Annotated in this window: 12 protein-coding genes and 1 pseudogene; 5 read left to right on the top strand and 8 right to left on the bottom strand. The window is 64.9% G+C overall.

The window, feature by feature from the left end; translation table 11 throughout:
• Positions 1-9: 9 nt before the first annotated feature.
• Positions 10-3150, bottom strand: coding sequence for an isoleucine--tRNA ligase (gene ileS / locus G6N44_RS04735; protein WP_163661566.1), 3141 nt, complete (start codon positions 3148-3150; stop codon positions 10-12).
• A gap of 290 nt (positions 3151-3440) precedes the next feature.
• On the bottom strand, positions 3441-4007 hold the full coding sequence (locus G6N44_RS04740; RefSeq protein WP_163661568.1) for a hypothetical protein: 567 nt from the start codon (positions 4005-4007) through the stop codon (positions 3441-3443).
• A gap of 136 nt (positions 4008-4143) precedes the next feature.
• On the opposite strand from G6N44_RS04740, the gene G6N44_RS04745 reads away from it, so the two are divergent.
• From G6N44_RS04745 to G6N44_RS04755, 3 genes and pseudogenes are all read left to right on the top strand, one after another.
• On the top strand, positions 4144-4512 hold the full coding sequence (locus tag G6N44_RS04745; protein ID WP_163661570.1) for an XRE family transcriptional regulator: 369 nt from the start codon (positions 4144-4146) through the stop codon (positions 4510-4512).
• 21 nt (positions 4513-4533) lie between these two features.
• Positions 4534-5268: a hypothetical protein gene (locus G6N44_RS04750; protein WP_163661572.1), complete on the top strand. Its 735-nt coding sequence runs from the start codon at positions 4534-4536 to the stop codon at positions 5266-5268.
• A gap of 166 nt (positions 5269-5434) precedes the next feature.
• A pseudogene (locus tag G6N44_RS04755) lies at positions 5435-8646 on the top strand (MMPL/RND family transporter).
• Here G6N44_RS04755 and G6N44_RS04760 read toward each other — a convergent pair.
• On the bottom strand, positions 8540-9868 hold the full coding sequence (locus G6N44_RS04760; protein ID WP_235682948.1) for a hypothetical protein: 1329 nt from the start codon (positions 9866-9868) through the stop codon (positions 8540-8542). The pseudogene G6N44_RS04755 and the gene G6N44_RS04760 sit on opposite strands and share 107 nt — an antisense overlap.
• A 117-nt stretch (positions 9869-9985) precedes the next feature.
• On the opposite strand from G6N44_RS04760, the gene G6N44_RS04765 reads away from it, so the two are divergent.
• Both G6N44_RS04765 and G6N44_RS04770 read left to right on the top strand, forming a co-directional pair.
• Positions 9986-10696 carry a GAP family protein gene (locus tag G6N44_RS04765; protein WP_163661576.1) on the top strand — a complete coding sequence of 237 codons (711 nt, stop codon included), beginning with the start codon at positions 9986-9988 and terminating at the stop codon, positions 10694-10696.
• A gap of 50 nt (positions 10697-10746) precedes the next feature.
• Positions 10747-11169 (top strand): hypothetical protein, encoded by a 423-nt coding sequence (locus G6N44_RS04770; protein ID WP_163661578.1) that lies wholly within the window; start codon positions 10747-10749, stop codon positions 11167-11169.
• 14 nt (positions 11170-11183) lie between these two features.
• Here the strand turns inward: G6N44_RS04770 and G6N44_RS04775 are convergent, their stop codons facing one another.
• From G6N44_RS04775 to G6N44_RS04795, 5 genes are all read right to left on the bottom strand, one after another.
• Positions 11184-12413 (bottom strand): Rv1490 family membrane protein, encoded by a 1230-nt coding sequence (locus G6N44_RS04775; RefSeq protein ID WP_163661580.1) that lies wholly within the window; start codon positions 12411-12413, stop codon positions 11184-11186.
• A 68-nt stretch (positions 12414-12481) separates the two neighbouring features.
• Positions 12482-14233, bottom strand: a complete 1752-nt coding sequence (locus G6N44_RS04780; protein WP_163661582.1) for an AMP-binding protein — start codon at positions 14231-14233, stop codon at positions 12482-12484.
• On the bottom strand, positions 14233-15633 hold the full coding sequence (locus tag G6N44_RS04785; RefSeq protein WP_163661584.1) for a WS/DGAT/MGAT family O-acyltransferase: 1401 nt from the start codon (positions 15631-15633) through the stop codon (positions 14233-14235). The genes G6N44_RS04780 and G6N44_RS04785 overlap by 1 nt, the downstream gene beginning before the upstream one ends.
• Positions 15634-15638: 5 nt before the next feature.
• Positions 15639-16997: a hypothetical protein gene (locus tag G6N44_RS04790; protein WP_163661586.1), complete on the bottom strand. Its 1359-nt coding sequence runs from the start codon at positions 16995-16997 to the stop codon at positions 15639-15641.
• A gap of 28 nt (positions 16998-17025) precedes the next feature.
• A complete protein-coding gene (locus tag G6N44_RS04795) occupies positions 17026-18465 on the bottom strand; it encodes a condensation domain-containing protein (protein ID WP_308213787.1) in 1440 nt (479 codons plus the stop codon).
• Positions 18466-18488: the final 23 nt, after the last annotated feature.

The raw sequence follows: 18488 nt of genomic DNA on the forward strand, positions 1-18488 counted from the left end.
CGGGCCGCCTCACGCTTTGGCGATCGCCACCCGCACCCCGTCACCGATCTCGGCGCCATCGGTGACATCACCGAATTCGAAACTGGTAGCCAGGATTTCGCCGGCGATGAGATCGCGGTGGGTCCGCGCCCAGGGCTCGTACCGATCCGGAACCGACATCTGTACGACGATGCGGTCAGACACGTCGAGGCCGGTCGACTTGCGCAGTTCCTGCAGTTCGCGGATGCGGTCCTTGGCCCAGCCCTCGGCCTCGAGCTCCTCGGTGACCGTGCCGTCGAGCACCACCAGGCCGGCACCGTCGGGCAGGGCAGAGGTCCATTCCGGTTCGGCCGCGACGAGTTTGGCGGTGTACTCCTCGGGTTGCAGCACCACCGGGCCCGCGGCCAGGGTGCCGTCGGGGTTGACAACGCCCTCCCCCGCCTTGACGGCCTTGATCGCGGCCTGCACGTCCTTGCCGATCCGAGGGCCGGCGACGCGTGCGTTGACGGCCAGGTCGAACTTTCCATAGGTGTCGATGTCGTCGGTCAACTCGACCGCCTTGACATTGAGCTCGTCGGCGATCAGATCTGCGAACGGGGCCAGTGCCGATGGATTATCCACCGCCACAGTCAGCTTCGGCAGCGGCAGGCGCACCCGCAACTTCTTGGCCTTGCGCAGCGAGGATCCAACCGAGCACACCTCGCGCACCTGGTCCATCGCCGCCACCAGGTCGGCGTCCTTGGGCAGCACATCGGCTTCCGGCCAGTCGGTCAGATGCACCGAACGCTCACCGGTCATGCCCCGCCACATCACCTCGGTGGCCAACGGCAACAGGGGTGCCGCCAGCCTGCACGTCACCTCGAGGACGGTGTGCAGGGTGTCGATGGCGCCGGCGTCCTCTTCCCAGAAGCGTGAACGTGACCGGCGCACATACCAGTTCGTCAATGCCTCGGTGAACTGCCGCAATTCGTCGCAGGCCCCGGAGATGTCGCAGGTGTCCAACGAGCCGGTGAGGTCGTCCCGCAACTGGGCCAGCTTGGCCAGGATGTAGCGGTCGAGGACATGGTCCGAGTCGGTCCGCCAGGTGCCCTTCGCCGGTGCGTACAGCGCGAGGAAGCTGTAGGCGTTCCACAACGGCAGCAGCACCTGCCGCACGCCTTCACGGATGCCCTGCTCGGTGACGATCAGGTTGCCGCCGCGCAGGATCGGGGATGCCATCAGGAACCAGCGCATGGCGTCGGAGCCGTCGCGGTCGAAGACCTCGCTGACATCGGGATAGTTGCGCAGCGACTTGCTCATCTTCGCACCGTCGTTGCCCAGCACGATCCCGTGCGCCACACAGGTTTTGAATGCCGGCTTGTCGAACAGTGCGGTGGCCAACACGTGCATGGTGTAGAACCAGCCGCGGGTCTGACCGATGTACTCGACGATGAAATCGCCGGGGAAATGGGCGTCTTCGTCGTTCTGCTTGCCGTCGACGTCCCCGCCCAGGAACCAGTCCGCATTCTCGAACGGGTAGTGCACCTGCGCGTACGGCATCGACCCCGAGTCGAACCACACGTCGAACACGTCCTCGATGCGGCGCATCGTGGACTTGCCGGTCGGGTCGTCCGGGTTGGGCCGGGTGAGCTCGTCGATGAACGGCCGGTGCAGATCGGTCGGGCGCACACCGAAATCACGCTCGAGCTCGTCGAGGCTGCCGTAGACGTCGATCCGCGGATAGGCCGGATCATCGGATTTCCACACCGGGATGGGGCTGCCCCAGTAGCGGTTTCGCGATACCGACCAATCGCGTGCATTGGACAGCCATTTACCGAACTGCCCGTCCTTGACATGTTCGGGATACCAGGTGATCTGCTGGTTGAGCTCGACCATCCGGTCTCGGAAGTCGGTGACCTTGATGAACCACGAGGACACCGCGCGGTAGATCAACGGGTTGCGGCACCGCCAGCAGTGCGGATAGGAGTGCTCGTAGGTTTCGTGCCGCAGCAGCACCGCGCCGTTGGCCGCGGCCGGCCCGTCACCGTTCTTGAGATCACGGATGATCTGCGAGTTCGCCTCGAACACATGCTGGCCGGCGTAGTCGGGCACGGACGCGTCGAAGCGTCCCTTCGAGTCCACCGGCGTGACCGCGACGATGTCGGCGGTGTCGGCGGTGGCCTTGTCATCCTCGCCGTAGGCGGGCGCCATGTGCACGATCCCGGTGCCGTCCTCGGTGCTGACGAAGTCAGCCGCGAGCACCTGGAATGAGTTGGGGGCGTCCATGAAGTAGGCGAACGGCGGCAGGTATCGGGTCCCGAGCAGATCCCGACCGGCGTAACTGCCGAGCACCTCGGGTTCCTCGCCGAGCTCACGCGCGTACGCCGCGAGCCGGGCCTGTGCCAACACATAACGCCGCCCGTCGGACCCGGCCACTTGCACGTAGGTCACATCCGGGTTGACCGCGACAGCCTGATTGGACGGCAAGGTCCACGGCGTGGTGGTCCAGATCAGGAGTCGGGCGCCCTTCAGCGGGCCTTCGGTCACCGCGAAGCCCACCGTGAGCGCTGGATCCTGGCGGCTCTGATAGACGTCGTCATCCATCCGCAGCTCGTGGTTGGACAACGGGGTCTCGTCATTCCAGCAGTACGGCAGCACCCGATTGCCTTCGTAGGCCAGACCCTTGTCCCACAACTGCTTGAAGGCCCAGATCACCGACTCCATGAAGGTCGGGTCAAGGGTCTTGTAGTCGTTGTCGAAGTCCACCCACCGGGCCTGCCGTGTGACGTAGGCACGCCATTCGTCGGTGTACTTCAACACCGAGGCACGGCAGGCCGCATTGAACTTCTCGATACCCATCTCTTCGATCTGGGCCTTGTCAGCGATACCGAGCTGGCGCTGCACCTCGAGTTCGGCGGGCAGCCCGTGGGTGTCCCACCCGAACCGCCGTTCCACCTTGTAGCCGCGCATGGTGCGGTAGCGCGGCACGATGTCCTTGACGTAGCCGGTCAGCAGGTGGCCGTAGTGCGGCAGACCGTTGGCGAACGGCGGCCCGTCGTAGAAGACGTATTCCGCGGCCCCGTCCCGCTGTGCCAGGCTGGCCCGGAAGGTGTCGTCGGCGGCCCAGTAGTCGAGCACTTCAAGTTCCCGCTCCGGAAAATTCGGTGCGGCGGGCTTGGGATAGGCGCTCACGTCTCGTCTCCTGTGCCGGTGCCGAGTTCAACAGCTCAACACGCTCAAGGGCACGGGGACGACGTCGCACGGGTGCGCAAGCGCCGCGGTACCACCCCGCTTGCGCGCTGCACCGCAGCGCGCCGCTCAACTTTCAGGCGATCACGGGCCCACCCGTCCGGTTCTACTGGACCGCGGATCAATGAGTTTCCGATCCTGCAGTTTTTCTTCCGAAGGCTCCCCGGTGATGGCCGGATCAGCGCCGATGCGACCAAGTCTAATGAGCGCCCCGCATCGTTGGGAAATCACACCTAACCGGAGGTGACCTCGATCAGGGCCAGCGGGAACTGCTCGGCCAATTCGAGCACCGTGTGATGGTCGAACCCACGACTGTCGAACCGCCAATCCAGACGCAGGGTGGTCGCGCTGTCCTGGTCGATGTGCAGTGAAAGCGGATGCGCGCATTGGCCGGCGCGCGACCCGTCGCCGTAGGCGAAGCCCAGGTCCGCCGCCGGGTGGTCATCGCTGTCCACCTCCGGACGTGCCGCATCGAACAATTCGGGCCCCGACAGGCCACGATGCGCCACGCAGGACACGCCGACCCGACGATATCCGGCCCGCTCGGGACCGCTCACGACGTCCACGATCAGCAGACCCTCACCGATCGCGCGGGCCACTGTCCGGCCCAGTGCGGCCAGCAGCAACTCCTCGGCGGTGCAGCCCATCGCGAACGTGGCTTCGTGCAGTTCTGCGGACAAGACCTCGTCCAGCGAACTGGACACCGTTGCCATATCGGCGGCAACGGGAGGTCCTGCGGTGCCGTAGTCGGCAATCCACGACCTGGTGCCAGATGCGTCGGGCAGGACGGAAACAGACATGAATGTAACGTTAGCCAGACTGTCCCAAAAATGGGAGAGATGTGCCAAAAGTCTGACACCGTTGTCAATAACGCTATTGCTGACTTTGCTGCGGTTCGCTGTGACCAGGCCCGGGTCCGGGGTCTATGGTGTTCTGATGCCGCGAACCGACGAGAACGGCAGGCAACTCAAGGCCCTGCTCGACTATCTGCTGGATGGCGAGGTCGACGCCAAGGCCCTGTACAGCGCGCTGGGCGTGTCCAGCAGCACGTATTACCGGCGGGTGAAAGAAGTCGACTATCCCAATGCCGAGGAATTGCGGCAGGTGGCCGACCGTTTCCATCTCAGCTACCCCGACCTGCAGATCCGGTTCGGGCTGATGAGCCGCCAAGAGGTCTGGCACTACATCGAATCGTCGCCGGTGACGGTGGCTCCCGCCGACACGGCCACCCGGGTTCGACCGGACGTCCACCGGATCAGTCGGCTCTCCGAACTGACCCCACGATCCGACGCTCCCCCGCTGTAACACCGTCCGAGGCAAAGTCTTATGTCCGTCGCCATGCTCATCCTGATCACCCTGGCCTGCGTCCTGTGGAGCCTGTGGATCAGGCGAGTCACCTGGTCGTGCCGGTGGGAGGTGGCCGCCACCCTGAACATCGCGCTACAGGGCCTGGCCGTGCTGCTGATGTCGCCCTGGGCCTCGGAAACGATCGGGCAGGTGCTGCACGAGCTGACGGGAATGTGGAACGTCGAGGACTACCTCGGCCACGACGCCTACATCGTGGCGGCATCGGCCATCGTCTACAACTCCCTGGGCCGACTCCAGGACGACAGCGCGATGCAGCGCACGTTCAAGCAGTACATCGAGCGTCCGGCCACGATCTGCATCCCGGTCCTGCTGGCCACCTTCTCAATGGGAAATGGTGCCGCGGTGTACCGGGCCGACTTCTTCCAGGTGCCCACCGACTTCTGGCTCAGCGTGTACTGGATCCTGCTGTGCGGCACCTTGATCTACCTGTTGGTCTACGGGGCCCGCGCCATGCTGATCCTGCGCAAGGATCCGAGGTCTCGCCGGATCGCCAACATCTACCTGTTCGCCTCGATCAGCGGCGTACTCGCGTGCGCGACCCGAATCGTCACATCGCTGGTGCCGGCGCTGCAGCCCATCGAGAATGGCCGCCTGGTGTGGGTTTTCGCCTGTGGCTGCGGCGCGATCTTCGCACTCGCGTCGGCGCATTCCTGGCGGATCAAGACGCGGTGGCTGGCCCCGAGTAATCGCTGAGGTCAGGCCTCCGGCCTGCGGGCGCGGCAGGGCCGCCGCCCACACCCGAGCACCACATACACTGGCCGCACTGAAGCCATCGGTTCGTCGTACGACACACGGTGAGCGAACGCGTGCGAGGTGCGCAGAAGTAAGGAAGTGCAGGATCAGTAAGGCAGCCCAGTTGTTGCGGCGCCTCCAGGGCAGCGCAGACAGCACCGCAGACGGCACCGAGAACCGAGCCTTTGTCCGGTTGGGTGCCATCGCCGTCCGTTGGCCCTGGCTGGTGATCGTGTTCTGGGTCGTCCTCGCGGCCGGACTGCCGCCGATGTTCCCGTCGCTGACCGAGCTCGCCCAGAAAACGCCGCCGGCAATGCTGCCGGCGGACGCCCCCGGGTCGGTCGCCGCGAAACAAATGTCCCAGGCGTTTCACGAATCCGGTTCGGACAACATCCTGCTGGTCGTTCTCAGCGACGAAAACGGCCTGGATGGCGCCGACGAAGCTGTCTACCGCGGCCTCGTCGACAAATTACGGGCCGATACCGCGAGCGTCGTGACCCTGCAGGATTTCGTCACCACACCGCCCCTGCGGGAGGTGATGACCAGTCAGGACGGTAAGGCCTGGTTGCTGCCGGTCAGTCTGACCGGCGAACTGGGCTCGCCGCAGTCCTACACCGCGACGTCGAACGTCGTCCGGACTGTCAAGGACACCGTGGGCGGGTCCGGTGTCACCGCACACGTCACCGGCCCGGCGGCAACGCTTGCCGACCTCGCCGAAGTGGGCGAACGCGACCGATTGCACATCGAAATCGCCACCGTGGGCATGCTTCTGGCGATCCTGTTGATCATCTATCGCAATCCGCTCACGATGATCTTCCCGCTACTGACCATCGGGGTGTCGCTGGCGACGGCGCAGGGCGTGGTAGCCGCGTTGGGCAGCCTCGGCCTGAGCATCTCCGCCCAGACCATCGTATTTCTCACCGCGATGTTGGCCGGCACCGGAACCGACTACGCCGTCTTCCTGATCAGCAGATATCACGACTTTCTGCGGCTGGGGCAGACGTCCGACGACGCCGTCAAGAGCGCGTTGAACTCGATCGGCCCGGTGATCGTCGCGTCGGCAGCCACTGTTGCCGTCACATTCCTCGGGATGGTCTTCACCAAGCTGACAATCTTCTCGTCCGTCGGAGTGGCACTCGCCGTCGCCATCGCCATCGGCTGTCTTGCCGCCATGACGTTCCTGCCTGCTGTTCTCACCTTGGCGGGCCGTCGGGGATGGATCGCGCCACGCCGCAGTCTCACCGACACCCTGTGGCGGCGGTCCGGTGTGCGTATCGTGCGTAATCCAAAGCGCAACCTGATCGCCAGCCTGATGCTGCTGGTGATACTCGCCGGTTGCGCGGGCCTGGCGACGTACAACTACGACGACCGCAAGGCTCTTCCCGGCACAGTCGAGAGCCTGCAGGGGTATGACGCGATAGCCGCACATTTTCCGGTGAATTCGAGCCTGCCCCAATATCTCCTGGTCGAATCCCCTCGTGACCTTCGGGGCCCTGAGGAACTCGCCGACCTCGAACAGATGGCCCACCGAATCAGCCAGCTGCCCAATATCGAAGCGGTGCGGGGTATCACCCGCCCGACCGGAGAATCATTGGAGCAGGCCAGGCTGTCGTTCCAGGCGGGCGAGGTCGGCACGAAACTCGACGATGCGTCATCGCTGGTCTCCGAGCGCGGTGGCGATATGGATAAACTCGCCAACGGCGCCGACCAGATGGCCGACGTACTCGGCGGGGTAAAGGGTCAGCTGGGCCAGGCAGCGGTCACCGTAAGCGGACTGATCGACGCGCTGTCCTCGATGCAGAAGCAGTTCGGCGGTGGACAGGCGCTCAACCAGTTCGACAGTGCCGCCAAACTCGTGGTCGCCATGCGGTCACTCGGCGACTCGATCGGAGTGACCCTCGACGATGCGGCCGACTCCGTCCAGCGGGCCCGTCCGGTACTGATCGCACTCAACGCCAGCCCGATCTGCGATGGGGACTCCTCCTGTCGCGACTCCCGCGGTCAACTGCAACGACTGGTCGACGCCGGTGACAACGGTAGCCTGGCAGGTATTGCCCAGTTGGCCAGGCAACTGAAGGCCACCGAGGGAAACCAGACCCTCAGTTCGACGACCGATAATCTCCGGAGTGCATTCGACACCGCCACAAAGGCATTGAATTCGGCGGGCCTGAACGACCCGTCCAGCATGCGGAAGCAGATGGCGACGCTTCAGCAGCACGCAGATTCTCTCGCCGATGCCAGCCGCCAGCTGGCCGACGGCGTGACGCTCCTGGTCAACGAGACCAAGAAGATGGGCGGCGGTCTGGGCGACGCGTCGGCATTCCTGCTCGCGATGAAGAACGAGGCCTCTACACCGTCCATGTCCGGGTTCTATGTGCCCCCACAGTTCTTGGCTACCGATGACTTCAAAAAGGCTGCGGCACTGTTCTTTTCATCAGACGGCCACACGGTGCGCTACATGATACAGACCAAGCTCAACCCGTTCGGTACCGATGCGATGGATCAGATCAACGCGATCCTCGACGTAGCTCACGACGCACAGCCCAACACCACCCTTGCCGATGCGAAGATCTCGATGACGGGCTACTCGGTCTCACTTCGCGACACCCGCGCGTACTACAACGCCGATATCAGGTTCATCATCCTGGTGACCGTTGCCGTGGTGTTCCTCATCCTGGTCGTATTACTGCGTGCAATCGTGGCACCGCTGTATCTGATTGCCTCCGTTGTGATTTCGTACATGTCTGCGCTCGGTATCGGCGTGTTGCTGTTCCAATTCGCGCTGGGGCAGGAGTTGCACTGGAGCGTGCCGGGGCTCACCTTCATCATCCTGGTCGCGGTCGGTGCCGACTACAACCTGCTGCTGATCTCCCGGATCCGCGAGGAATCGCCACACGGCTTGCGAACCGCCGTCATTCGTACGGTCGGTGCAACCGGCGGCGTGATCACCGCTGCGGGCCTGATCTTTGCCGCATCCATGTTCGGAATGCTGTTCGCCAGCATCAGCACCCTGGTGCAGGCCGGCTTCATCATCGGCGTGGGCATTCTGCTCGACACGTTCCTGGTGCGTACCACCACAGTCCCTGCGATGGCCGTCCTGGTGGGCAAGTTCAACTGGTGGCCGTCGCGGTGGCAACCGGAAAAGAAGGCACCGCCGAGGAAGATCGGAACCGCCGGGCCCGAGCCAGAGTTGGCGACCGCCGCGGATTGACGCCCGACGACAATGCGGACGTCAGTCGACGTTCCCGGGCAGGTCGAAGTCGGCGAGTGTGTGCCGCACCGCTTCGGACAGATCTGCGCGCGTATTGGGCTCGCCGGCGGTCCAGCCCGACACGGTGAGGAATATTCGCCCCTGACCGCGGCCCGAGGCCAGGTAGAGCCATCCACCCATGCTTTCCAGCGCGCCCGGTGTGATGCCCGGTTCGACGAGTCGGAAGGACACGTCGTCGGCGTCGGTGCCGTCCGGCCGGTTCAGCGCCGGGGGTAGCTCGCCGAGGTTTGAACAGCCGATCGGGCTGCCGACTTTCAGGACCATCCGTTCCAGTCGGCGCACCAGGAACTTCGGCACATACGGGGTGATCGGCAACGGCGCCAGGTTGGCGTCCGCAGCGGTGCCCAACTCGGTCAGCACCCGCTTGAGTTCGCCACGTATCTCGGTCAGATCGGTATTGGCCTTGGCCGGGTCGACGATCGCGGTGACCGTGTTCAGTGCGTTGCCACGGGTATCGCCCGCAGTGCGATCGCTGACCGGGAACGACAGCATGGCCCGCCCATCGGCATCCACTCGTCCGAGCAATTGTCCGAGCCGGGCGGCGAATCCGGCGAACATTGAATTACTTGTTCCGCCAAGGCTTTCTACACGTCTATCCCAGTCAAACAGGTCGATGTAGGCCGTGACCGTCGGTGGGATCACCGGGTCCAGGGAGCCTGGCCGGATCACCGGTGCAGCCGACTTGGACGATGCCGCCAGGTCCTCACTCTGCTCGCGAGCGACCCGCACCGTCGCGAGCACCGCTCGCCCCACCTCGGGTAATCCACAGAATGCCAGCCGCGCGTCCCGCAGCAAGGCCTGCCGCCGGGTGACCGATCCCGGCGGCGGATAACCCAGGTCGCGGCGGATTCCTTCGGCGGCGTCGGCGATCGTGAGGGTCAGGCCCAACGCATCGGCTATCGAGTGCGACACCACCAGGCTGACGGCGGCTCCGCCTTCTGCCAGCGGCACCACACCGAGGTGCCAGGCGGGCCCGTGCTCGGGATCGATGGGGATCACGATGCGTTCGTCGGCCCACGTGCTGACCTCCGCACGCGGGCGTTCTGCCGCCGCTACGGCGATGTCGGCGGGACCGGCCGATGAAATCCAACGGTGCCGTCCGAACGGGAGCGGGGACCGCTCGATGCGGCGCCCCAGTAGCCCGGAGCCGAGGTTGCGGTGGAATCTGCGCAACCCCGCGATGTCGACCTCGCCCGAGTAGATCCAGGTGAATTGCATGATCGGTGCACGACCGAGCGCCCGCAATCCCAGAAATGACGCCTGATCCATATACGCGAGCGTGTTATCCACGTCGGCATGGTAGATCGTCACACCCCGAGCGGTGGCACCCACCGGCCCGGGTGATCGGATCGCCGGACGGTACGGAGCCCGGCAACCTTTCAGGGCTTTCGCGTAAGGTCCGTTCGTGTGTGGATCACCGTGCTGGGGCTTGCCATCGCGGTGAATTTCGAGCCGATCCGACTGGGCCTGATCACCCTGACCCTCGGTAGGCCGCGGCCCGTGCTGCAACTGCTGGCATTCCTGTCCGGCAGCTTTCTGATGAGCGTCACGGCGGGCCTGATCGTGTTGTTCGTGGTGCGTCCCGGAATCCTGACAACTCCCGAGTTCGGCGCGGGGAAAGTGCAAATCGTGTTCGGTGTGCTCGCGCTGCTCGCGGCGGTTCTGCTGGCGAGCAAAGTGCCGCTCGCTCAGTTCTCCCGTGCCCCCGAGAGCGTCGTGACCGCAGGAGGCGGGCCGCCGCCACCCGGGCAGTCGCGCACCGTCCAATTCATGACCTCGCGGGTCAAGGGGCTCGTACGGGGCAGTTCACCCTGGTTCTCCGGAGCGATGGGGCTGGCAATTGCCTTGCCCTCGATCGACTATGTCGCCCTGCTGGTCCTCATCGCCACATCCGGGGCCACCCCGTTGAACCAGGTCGGCATGCTCGTCACTTTCGTCACGGTCGCCAACACCGTCGTCGCCATCCCGATCGCAAGTTTTCTGGTGGCACCTGACGCGACCCGCACCCGGCTCGAGGCGATGCGGACCTGGGTGCAGACACGCACCCGGCGCGACGTAGCGCTCGTACTGACGTTTGCCGGTGTGGCGCTCGTCGTCCTCGGCGTGACGGGACTTTGAACATCCGAAACCACTATGATGGAACGATATTCCAATCGAGGGAGCACTCGGTGAAATTCCCGCACGGGCTGCTGCGCACTGCTGCGGCCGCCACAATGGGCATCGCCATGTGGGCCGCCGCCAACGGTGTCGCACAGGCGGATCCAGCCGATCCGCAGATACACGAGAACTCCGCACAGAACGATGAACCGTTGCTGCAGTGCCCGACTTGTACGCCGGAAGTCCAACAGTTGCTGGCACAGGTCGGCCCGATTCCGGAACCAGGGCCGATCCCGGCCGACTGGCCGGCTCCGGTCGAGGTAAGCGTCCCGGTGGGGGTCGGCCCTCCGGGCCTTCCGCTGCCTGCGCTACCCGGCGTCGGGTTGCCGCAACTGCCGTCGCCGCAGGATCTCCCACCGCCCCCGCCGCCGCCGGGGTTGCCGCCACCACCGCCACCGCCGGGATTGCCGCCCCCGCCATGGCCGTTCGGGTAAGCCGGTACGAGCAACTACCGCGTCGGGCCACCGCCCGGAGCAAGACCCAGCGGAATCAGCATGAAACCGAGGAGGACCAGCGGCAGCAGCCGCAGGGCCCGCGCTGGAGGTGCGGTGTCGATCTCGGGGCGTCTGCTCGCGTAGAGGACATAGACCACCACGATGTCGAACGCGAAGACGAGAAGCCATCGCGTCCAGTCCACACCGGTGATGAACAAGGGCACCAGCAACAGCACACCGAACGCCGGCAAGATGAAGCGGCCGTGCAGCTCACGAACGAAACCGCGCAGCGAAACCCCGGAGAAATAGCTCAACGCCCGCAGCGTCAGGGCAATCCCCACCACACCCAGCACGAACGACCCGATCAGTGCAGGCAATCCCACCGCGGCGACCTCACCGAACCCGTCCGCCACGGTGTGATCGAGGGTGGACAAATACCAACCGCAAACCCAGTCGTGATAGTCGGTGAGGCTCTGTGTCCGGCCGGTCAGATAGTCGAGGAGTTCGGGAGCCGACGTGATCGATGCGAACGGAGTCTCGATCATCCGGTGCGGGACGGTCTGGCACACCTTGTCGCTCACCTCGTGGTTGGCAAGTGTCGCCACGACCAGCGCAACCAGCAGACCGGGGGCGATCGCCAAGACGGCGCAAAGGCGTTGCGCCGGCGCGGTCAGCCCTTGGGCGAGGATCAGGATGGCCAGGATCGCGCCTAATCCGAACTCGAGCGCGATGCCCTCGTGCATCAGTGCGAGTACTGCCACGACCAGCCCGAACAAGGCGCACGACAACACCGCTGAGCGCTGTCTCGCCACGCCGTTCAACACCAGGCACAGCGCGATCAGCGCCACCGCGCCGAACAGGTCGGGACGCCCGGAATACACGGCGAACGGAACGCCGAACGGCAGTACCGGAAGAAGCAGCGCCACCATCAACCGGCGATCGGACCAGCCGTCCCTGAGCAAACGAACGACCAAGGCGGCAAGGCTGACCAGATATGCCACAGCGGCGACCCACCGCACGAGGTAGGCGTTTCGGAAGAAGTCGGGGTCGGAGACGTTCCCGACGAGTTCCCCGGCCAGGCCGCGTCGAACGAATCCGAACCGGTAATCGACGGCGTAGTAAGAAATCAGGTAATGATCGATGGGAACGACGGCCACCGCGAGATAGACGAAAGCCGCTGTCCACGTTGTGATCAACGCCGCAACACCCGAATAGACCACGGTCCGGCGCCGGCTGAGCGGCACCCGTGTCGTTTCGGGCGACCGGTCCGGCGATGGGCGCAGAACCTCCTGTTGCGAAGCCGGTCGCATCACTAGCTCACGGGTACGTTGACGTCGAGCCGGTTGAATTCACCGTTCCGGTACTGCTCCACGCACGAAGCGCGTCGGATCTTGCCGCTGGTGGTGATCGGGATCGCGCCCCGGGGTACCAGCACCAGGTCCGCGGCACTGAGCCCGTAAACCTGCGAAATTGCCGCCGCTACATCGTGTTTGATCGTCAGCAGATTCTCCGCGACGGCTTCCTCGGTGTCACCGCGCTTCTTGACTTCGATGATCGCGACGAGTTGCTCGGTGCGGTCCTCCTCGACACCGATCGCCGCGACTCGGCCACCGGTGATCTCCTGGATCGTGGCTTCGATGTCGTCGGGATAGACGTTGCGGCCTCGCACGATCAGCAGATCCTTGATCCGCCCGATGATGAAAAGCTCACCGTCGGAAATGAATCCGAGGTCCCCGGTGCGCAGCCACGGCCCTTCCGGCGTGCCCGGCGACGGGTCGACCAGAGTGGCGCCGAAGGTGTACTCACTCTGCTCGGGCTTCTCCCAGTAGCCGAGGCAATTGTTCTCACCGTGCGACCAGATCTCACCGATGGCACCGGCCTGAACTTCCAGGCGCGTTTCGGTATCGACGATCCGCACCACCGGCGATTCCGGAGTGCCGTATCCGACCAGTTCGGTGCCCGCCCCGATGGCGCACCGCTCGGCGTGCCCAGCTGACAGCTTCTCCGTTTCGAAGGCCACCACGCTGGGCGGGCCGGGCTCACCGGTCGAGACATACAACGTCGCCTCGGCCAGACCGTAGGACGGCCGCAGCACATCCTCGGAGAAGTTGAACTTGCCGAACCGCTGCGCAAAACGCTTCAAGGTCGCCTCATGGACCCGTTCGGCCCCACTCCACACGGCGATCACATCACCGAGATCGATGCCGGCGAGGTCCTCATCCGAAGTACGTCCGACCGCCAACTCGAAGGCGAAGTTCGGGCCGGCACTGACCACGCGCGGGTAGCTGCCCATCAGCTGGATCCAGCGGGCCGGCCGCGCCAGGAAGGCCAGCGGGCTGGTGAATACCGTGTTCCAGCCGCCCAGAATCGGTGCCACGACCGCCAGCATGAGACCCATGTCGTGGTAGAAGGGCAGCCACGACACCACGTTGGTGCCCGGTGGCGGAACCTTGCCGAAGTGCGGAAAGAAGTCGCACATCATCTGCTCGAAGTTGGCCGTCAGGTTGCGATTGGTCACCATCACACCGGCCGGGGTACGGGTGGATCCCGACGTGTACTGCAGGTAAGCAGTCTCCGGACGAGCCTCGCGACCACTGATCGCCTTCACCCGAGCGTCGAGATCGAGCGAATCGACCGAGATCACCGCGGGGGCCGGCGAATCACCTTGCTGGACTGCATATTCAGCGACCACAGTACTGAACGACGAGGTGGTGAGGATCACTGATGGCCGACAGTCGCCAAGCACCGCCGTCACCCGCTCGTCGTGGACCCCGCCCATCGGCACCGACAGCGGAACCGCGATGAACCCGGCCTCCAGAGCACCGAGGAAGGAGATGACGTATTCCAGCCCCTGCGGAGCGAGGATCACCGCGCGGTCGCCCACCGAGCCGTTCTGCCGAAGCACGTGCGCCAATCCGCGCACCTTGCGGTACAGCTGGGACCAGGTCAGGGTGACGGGCACGCCCTGGGGATCGTGGTCGTAATCCACATATGTGTAGGCGTTGTCGTCGGGTTGCAGGCTGGCGCGTTCCCGCAGCACTCCGACCAGCGTCGTGTCGATCATCAATTCAGCCTTTCTGAGCCGTTCCAGTCAATCTCGCCGGTGAGATCGAATTCGGCCAGGGTTTTCGCGGCCAGCTCCGCCAACCTGGCCTTCGAATTCTGTTCGCCCGCCTGGTATCCGGTGATCCCTATGGAGACCTTGCCACCGACCCGGCAGGACACCAGCACCAGCTGGCCGTCGGCGTCCTCCAGCTCCTGGCGGGTGGTTCCCTGGTCGACACCACGGAACACGATGTATTCGGCTTCCGTGCCGTCCACCCGGGTGACGTCGGACATCAGGTCACCCAGATTCGAGCAGGACACCGGAAGGTCGCCGTTTCCGATGACACCGTCGGCAACTCGTTTCAGCAGCCCCTTGGGCACCAGCGGGGTCAACGGTAGGAGTTGCAGGGTCTCGTCCGGAGAATCACGCAGCGTGGTGAACGCCTGACGGATAACTCCACGGGCACCGGACTGATCGGTGGTGACCGTCATCGGATCCACCCGGGCGTTCGCCAGTGACATCGCGTTGGCCCGAGTATCGCCGTCCGTGCGATCGTTGACTGCGATCAGCAGCGTGACGTCACCGTCGGGACCGCACCGCCCCATCTGCTCCCCGAGTTTCGCTCCGAAGCCGGCCAGCATCGAATAACTGTTGCCACCAATAGCTTCCGCACGCGCATTCCAGTCCGCAAGGTCGATAAAGACCGAGATCGCGGGCAGTATCGTGGGCTTGTCACCGTCAGGCACGACCTGAACCGGCTTGCGGACCGCGCCCGCGGCATCATCGGGGTTCGGCTTTCGAAGGAGCCTGACCGCATCGGCGACCGTACGCGCCACCTCGGGCATGTCCGCCAGGGTTTCCCGGACATCCCGCACGATCGCGTGCAATCTGCTGCGCGAGTTCGGGACCGGGTAGCCGAGATCAGACCGCCGGCCGGCAATCGCGTCCGCGACCACCAGCACTCCCCCGACTCCGTCACCCAGGCAGTGCGAAACCACCACGGTGACCGCAGTCGAGCCATCGGTCACCGGCAGCACTCCCATGTGCCACCCGGGTCCGCGTTCCGGATCGATCGGCAGCTGCGCACGCTCGTCGAGCCAATCGCCGATCTCGGTCCTCCGACGAGGTTCGGCGAACTCGAGTGGAGCCTGGGGGCCCGGCGCCGAAACCCAGCGATACCGACCGAAAGGCAGCGGGGAACGCTCGATCCGCCGACCGAACAGTCCTCCGCCGAAGTTCTGGTGGAAGCGGCGCAGCCCATCGATATCGATCGGATGGTCGTAGACCCACGAGCACTGCATCACCTGCACGCGGCCCGTGGCCCGCATCATCCGTACGGCAGCCTCGTCCCACAGCGCCAGCCGGTTCTCCGGGTGATCGGCGGACGAGCGGAATGTCGAAGAAAGCGATCGGTTCATCGGCGCTACTCGATCACACCGGCAAGTTCGAAGTCCGCCAGGGTCTTGGCCACCAGATCGTGCAACCACGGCGTGGAGTTCTCCGAACCCGGCTGGTAGGCAACGACGCTGAGCGAAACCTTACTGTCAACCTGGCAGGCGACCACGGTGAGCAGACCACACCGTTGTTCGAGTGCCCCACGGGTGGCGTACCGGTCGATTCCCCGGAAATAGAGGTAATCGGCCTCGGTTCCGTCGGCCAGCGCCACGGCCGCCGGAACCTCGCCCATGTTCGAGCACGACACCGGCAGATCAGCGGCGAAACCGAACACCATGTCAGCCATCTTGCGCACCACCCGTTTCGGAATGAACGGAGTCAGCGGAAGCAACTGCAAGGTCTCATCCGGAATGTCCCGTGCCGCAGCCAGGCCCGCCTTGATCGCGGCACGAGCCGGCGACAGATCAGTGGTCACCGTGGCCGGATCGAGCGCGACATTGACCAACCGCACGGCGTTGGCGCGCATGTCGGCGTCCAGGGTGCGGTCGTTCTGCGGGATGTTGAGCGTGACCGCGCCGTCCTCGGCCCGAACCCGACCCATCGATTCCGCGAGCTTTGCCGACACTCCGGCCACCAGCGAATAGCTGTTTCCACCCAGGGTTTTCGCTCGAAGGAGCCAATCCTCGGCGTTGACGTAGGCGGTGACGGCCGGCATATAGACACGGTCGTCGGCGCCGGTCACCTCACGAGGGCGGGCCGCACCTGAACGCGAGATATCGTCGCGCCGCCGTCGGGCGAGTTTGGCGGCCGCCACCACCGTGCGGGCCACCTCGGGGACCCCACGCAGCGTTTCACGCAGATCGGACCCGATGGCCCGCCACCGCGTCCGTGAGATCGGAGCTGGATGGTCGAAGTCAGTCTTGTTGCCGTACACCGCATCCAGGATGGTCAGGATGCCGCCGCCGCCATCTCCCAGGCAGTGCGAGCCCACCAGGCAGATCGCGGTCGAACCGTCGGTCATCGGCAGCACCCCCATGTGCCAGCCCGGGCCGTATTCGGGATCCAGGGGCATCGCCGCCCGCTCGTCCACCCAACCGCCCAGGTCGCTACGGGTGCGGGGCTCTGCGATATCCAGTTCAGCCTGAGGTCCCGGAGCCGAGACCCACCGATGCCGACCGAACGGCAGCGGCGAGCGTTCGATTCGCCTGCCGAAAACACCGTGACCGATGCCCTCGTAGAAGCGCCGGACCCCGTCGTAGTCGATCGGCCGTTCGTAGATCCACACGCACTGCATGATGGCTTCCTGGCCGGTGGCGCGCAGGCCGAGAAACATCGCCTGGTCCGTGAACGACAGCCGATCCGCTGATCGCGTGAGGGCATCTGTCATCGTGCCGGAACCTCCAACATATCTATGCTCACGCCGTTTTCAGACCGAGGCCGGCCTGGTCGCCGACCTCGTCAGCGGTAACCACCACATCGTGGCCGTCGACCACGCGCCGGTAAGCAGCCTTCATGACGTCGAGGTAGCGAAGAACCGACTCCCGCGCAACCGGATTGCCGGGGAACGCGGCGGTGACAGTCGTGCGGTCCTCGACCCGGTTGACCCACATGCCGACCTGGAAGGCAGACCGCGAATCGCTGTAGAGAGTGCCGTTCAGCCGCTGCCACTCGGCGATGATGCCGGGCGACAACAGACCCGCATCCAGATACGACAGCATCGGCACGCCCGGATCTGGAGTACGGATGCCGCTGTCGGGAGGAGCCAGCTCGAGCACCCGCTCGAACGGCACATGCGCCAGATCCATGCCACCATCGAACGACTGCTGAGCAGCTCGAGCGGTCGCCCCGAACGACGCTGTGGAGACCGGGACGGTGATCGGCACCAGACCGGTGAACCAACCGGTCGTCATGAACTCCGCCTCGTCGCGTCGCGTGGTGGTCGGCGTGATGACCTGGTAGGTGTCCACACCGGTCAGTGCATATTGCGCCAGTGCGCCACAAGCGAATACACCGCCGCTGAACCGGGCTCCGGCGGCGATACAGGCTTCCTCGAAGCGGTCGCCCTGCTCCTTGTCGAGCAGTTGGACGGTGACGACTTCGCCGGTGTGGGGCACCGACGGATCCCCGAGCGGAAACGGGAATCGTGGCAAGGTTCCGTCATTGGCCTTCAGGAACGCCATCCACTGCCGCACCTCCGATGAGTCCAGATCGAGTCCAGCGGTGTACTTGCGCTGTTCCAGGCAGTACCGGTCGTAGCTGCCGGCCTCGGGCAGCTGCAGGGGCGCCGCACCGTGGACCAGTGCCTGGTACATCATGTGGATCTCGACGAACGCCAGCCCCATGAACATCGCATCAGTGTGGACGTGATCGACGCTGATGAACATGGTGAAATCGTTGTCCCGCTGGATGATCCCGAAACGGAAGCAGTCCCACTGCCACGGGTCCGGGGTGGCGAGAATGTGCTCACGCCACTGGCTCGCCGACATCTCGCCGTGCTTGGTGGGCACGAACTTGATATCGCGGGGGTCGCTCACGGTCCGCCGCCGAATCGATCCGCCATCGACGTACTCGAACCAGCTGTGGAAGGTGTCGTGCCGACGCAGGTACGCGTTGATCACGTGAGACATCGCGCGGATATCGCAGCGGCCGGGGACATCCCACGCAGGGATGTTCAGCCGGGCCATATCGGTGCCCTGCGACTCGTGCTTGCGGAAAGCCAGCAGGTGCTGCTCCTGCTGATAGCTCACCGGTACATCGCTGACCGGAGCTTGGGCCACCTTGGCCACCGATACCCGCGATGGATTCCACGACACCACTTCGCCGGATTCGCCCGACCAGTCGTGGATCGGTTTCATCGCTACCACTGCGTATCTCCTGT

Origin of the sequence: Mycolicibacterium alvei (assembly GCF_010727325.1) — a bacterium.
Taxonomy (GTDB): Bacteria; Actinomycetota; Actinomycetes; order Mycobacteriales; family Mycobacteriaceae; genus Mycobacterium; species Mycobacterium alvei.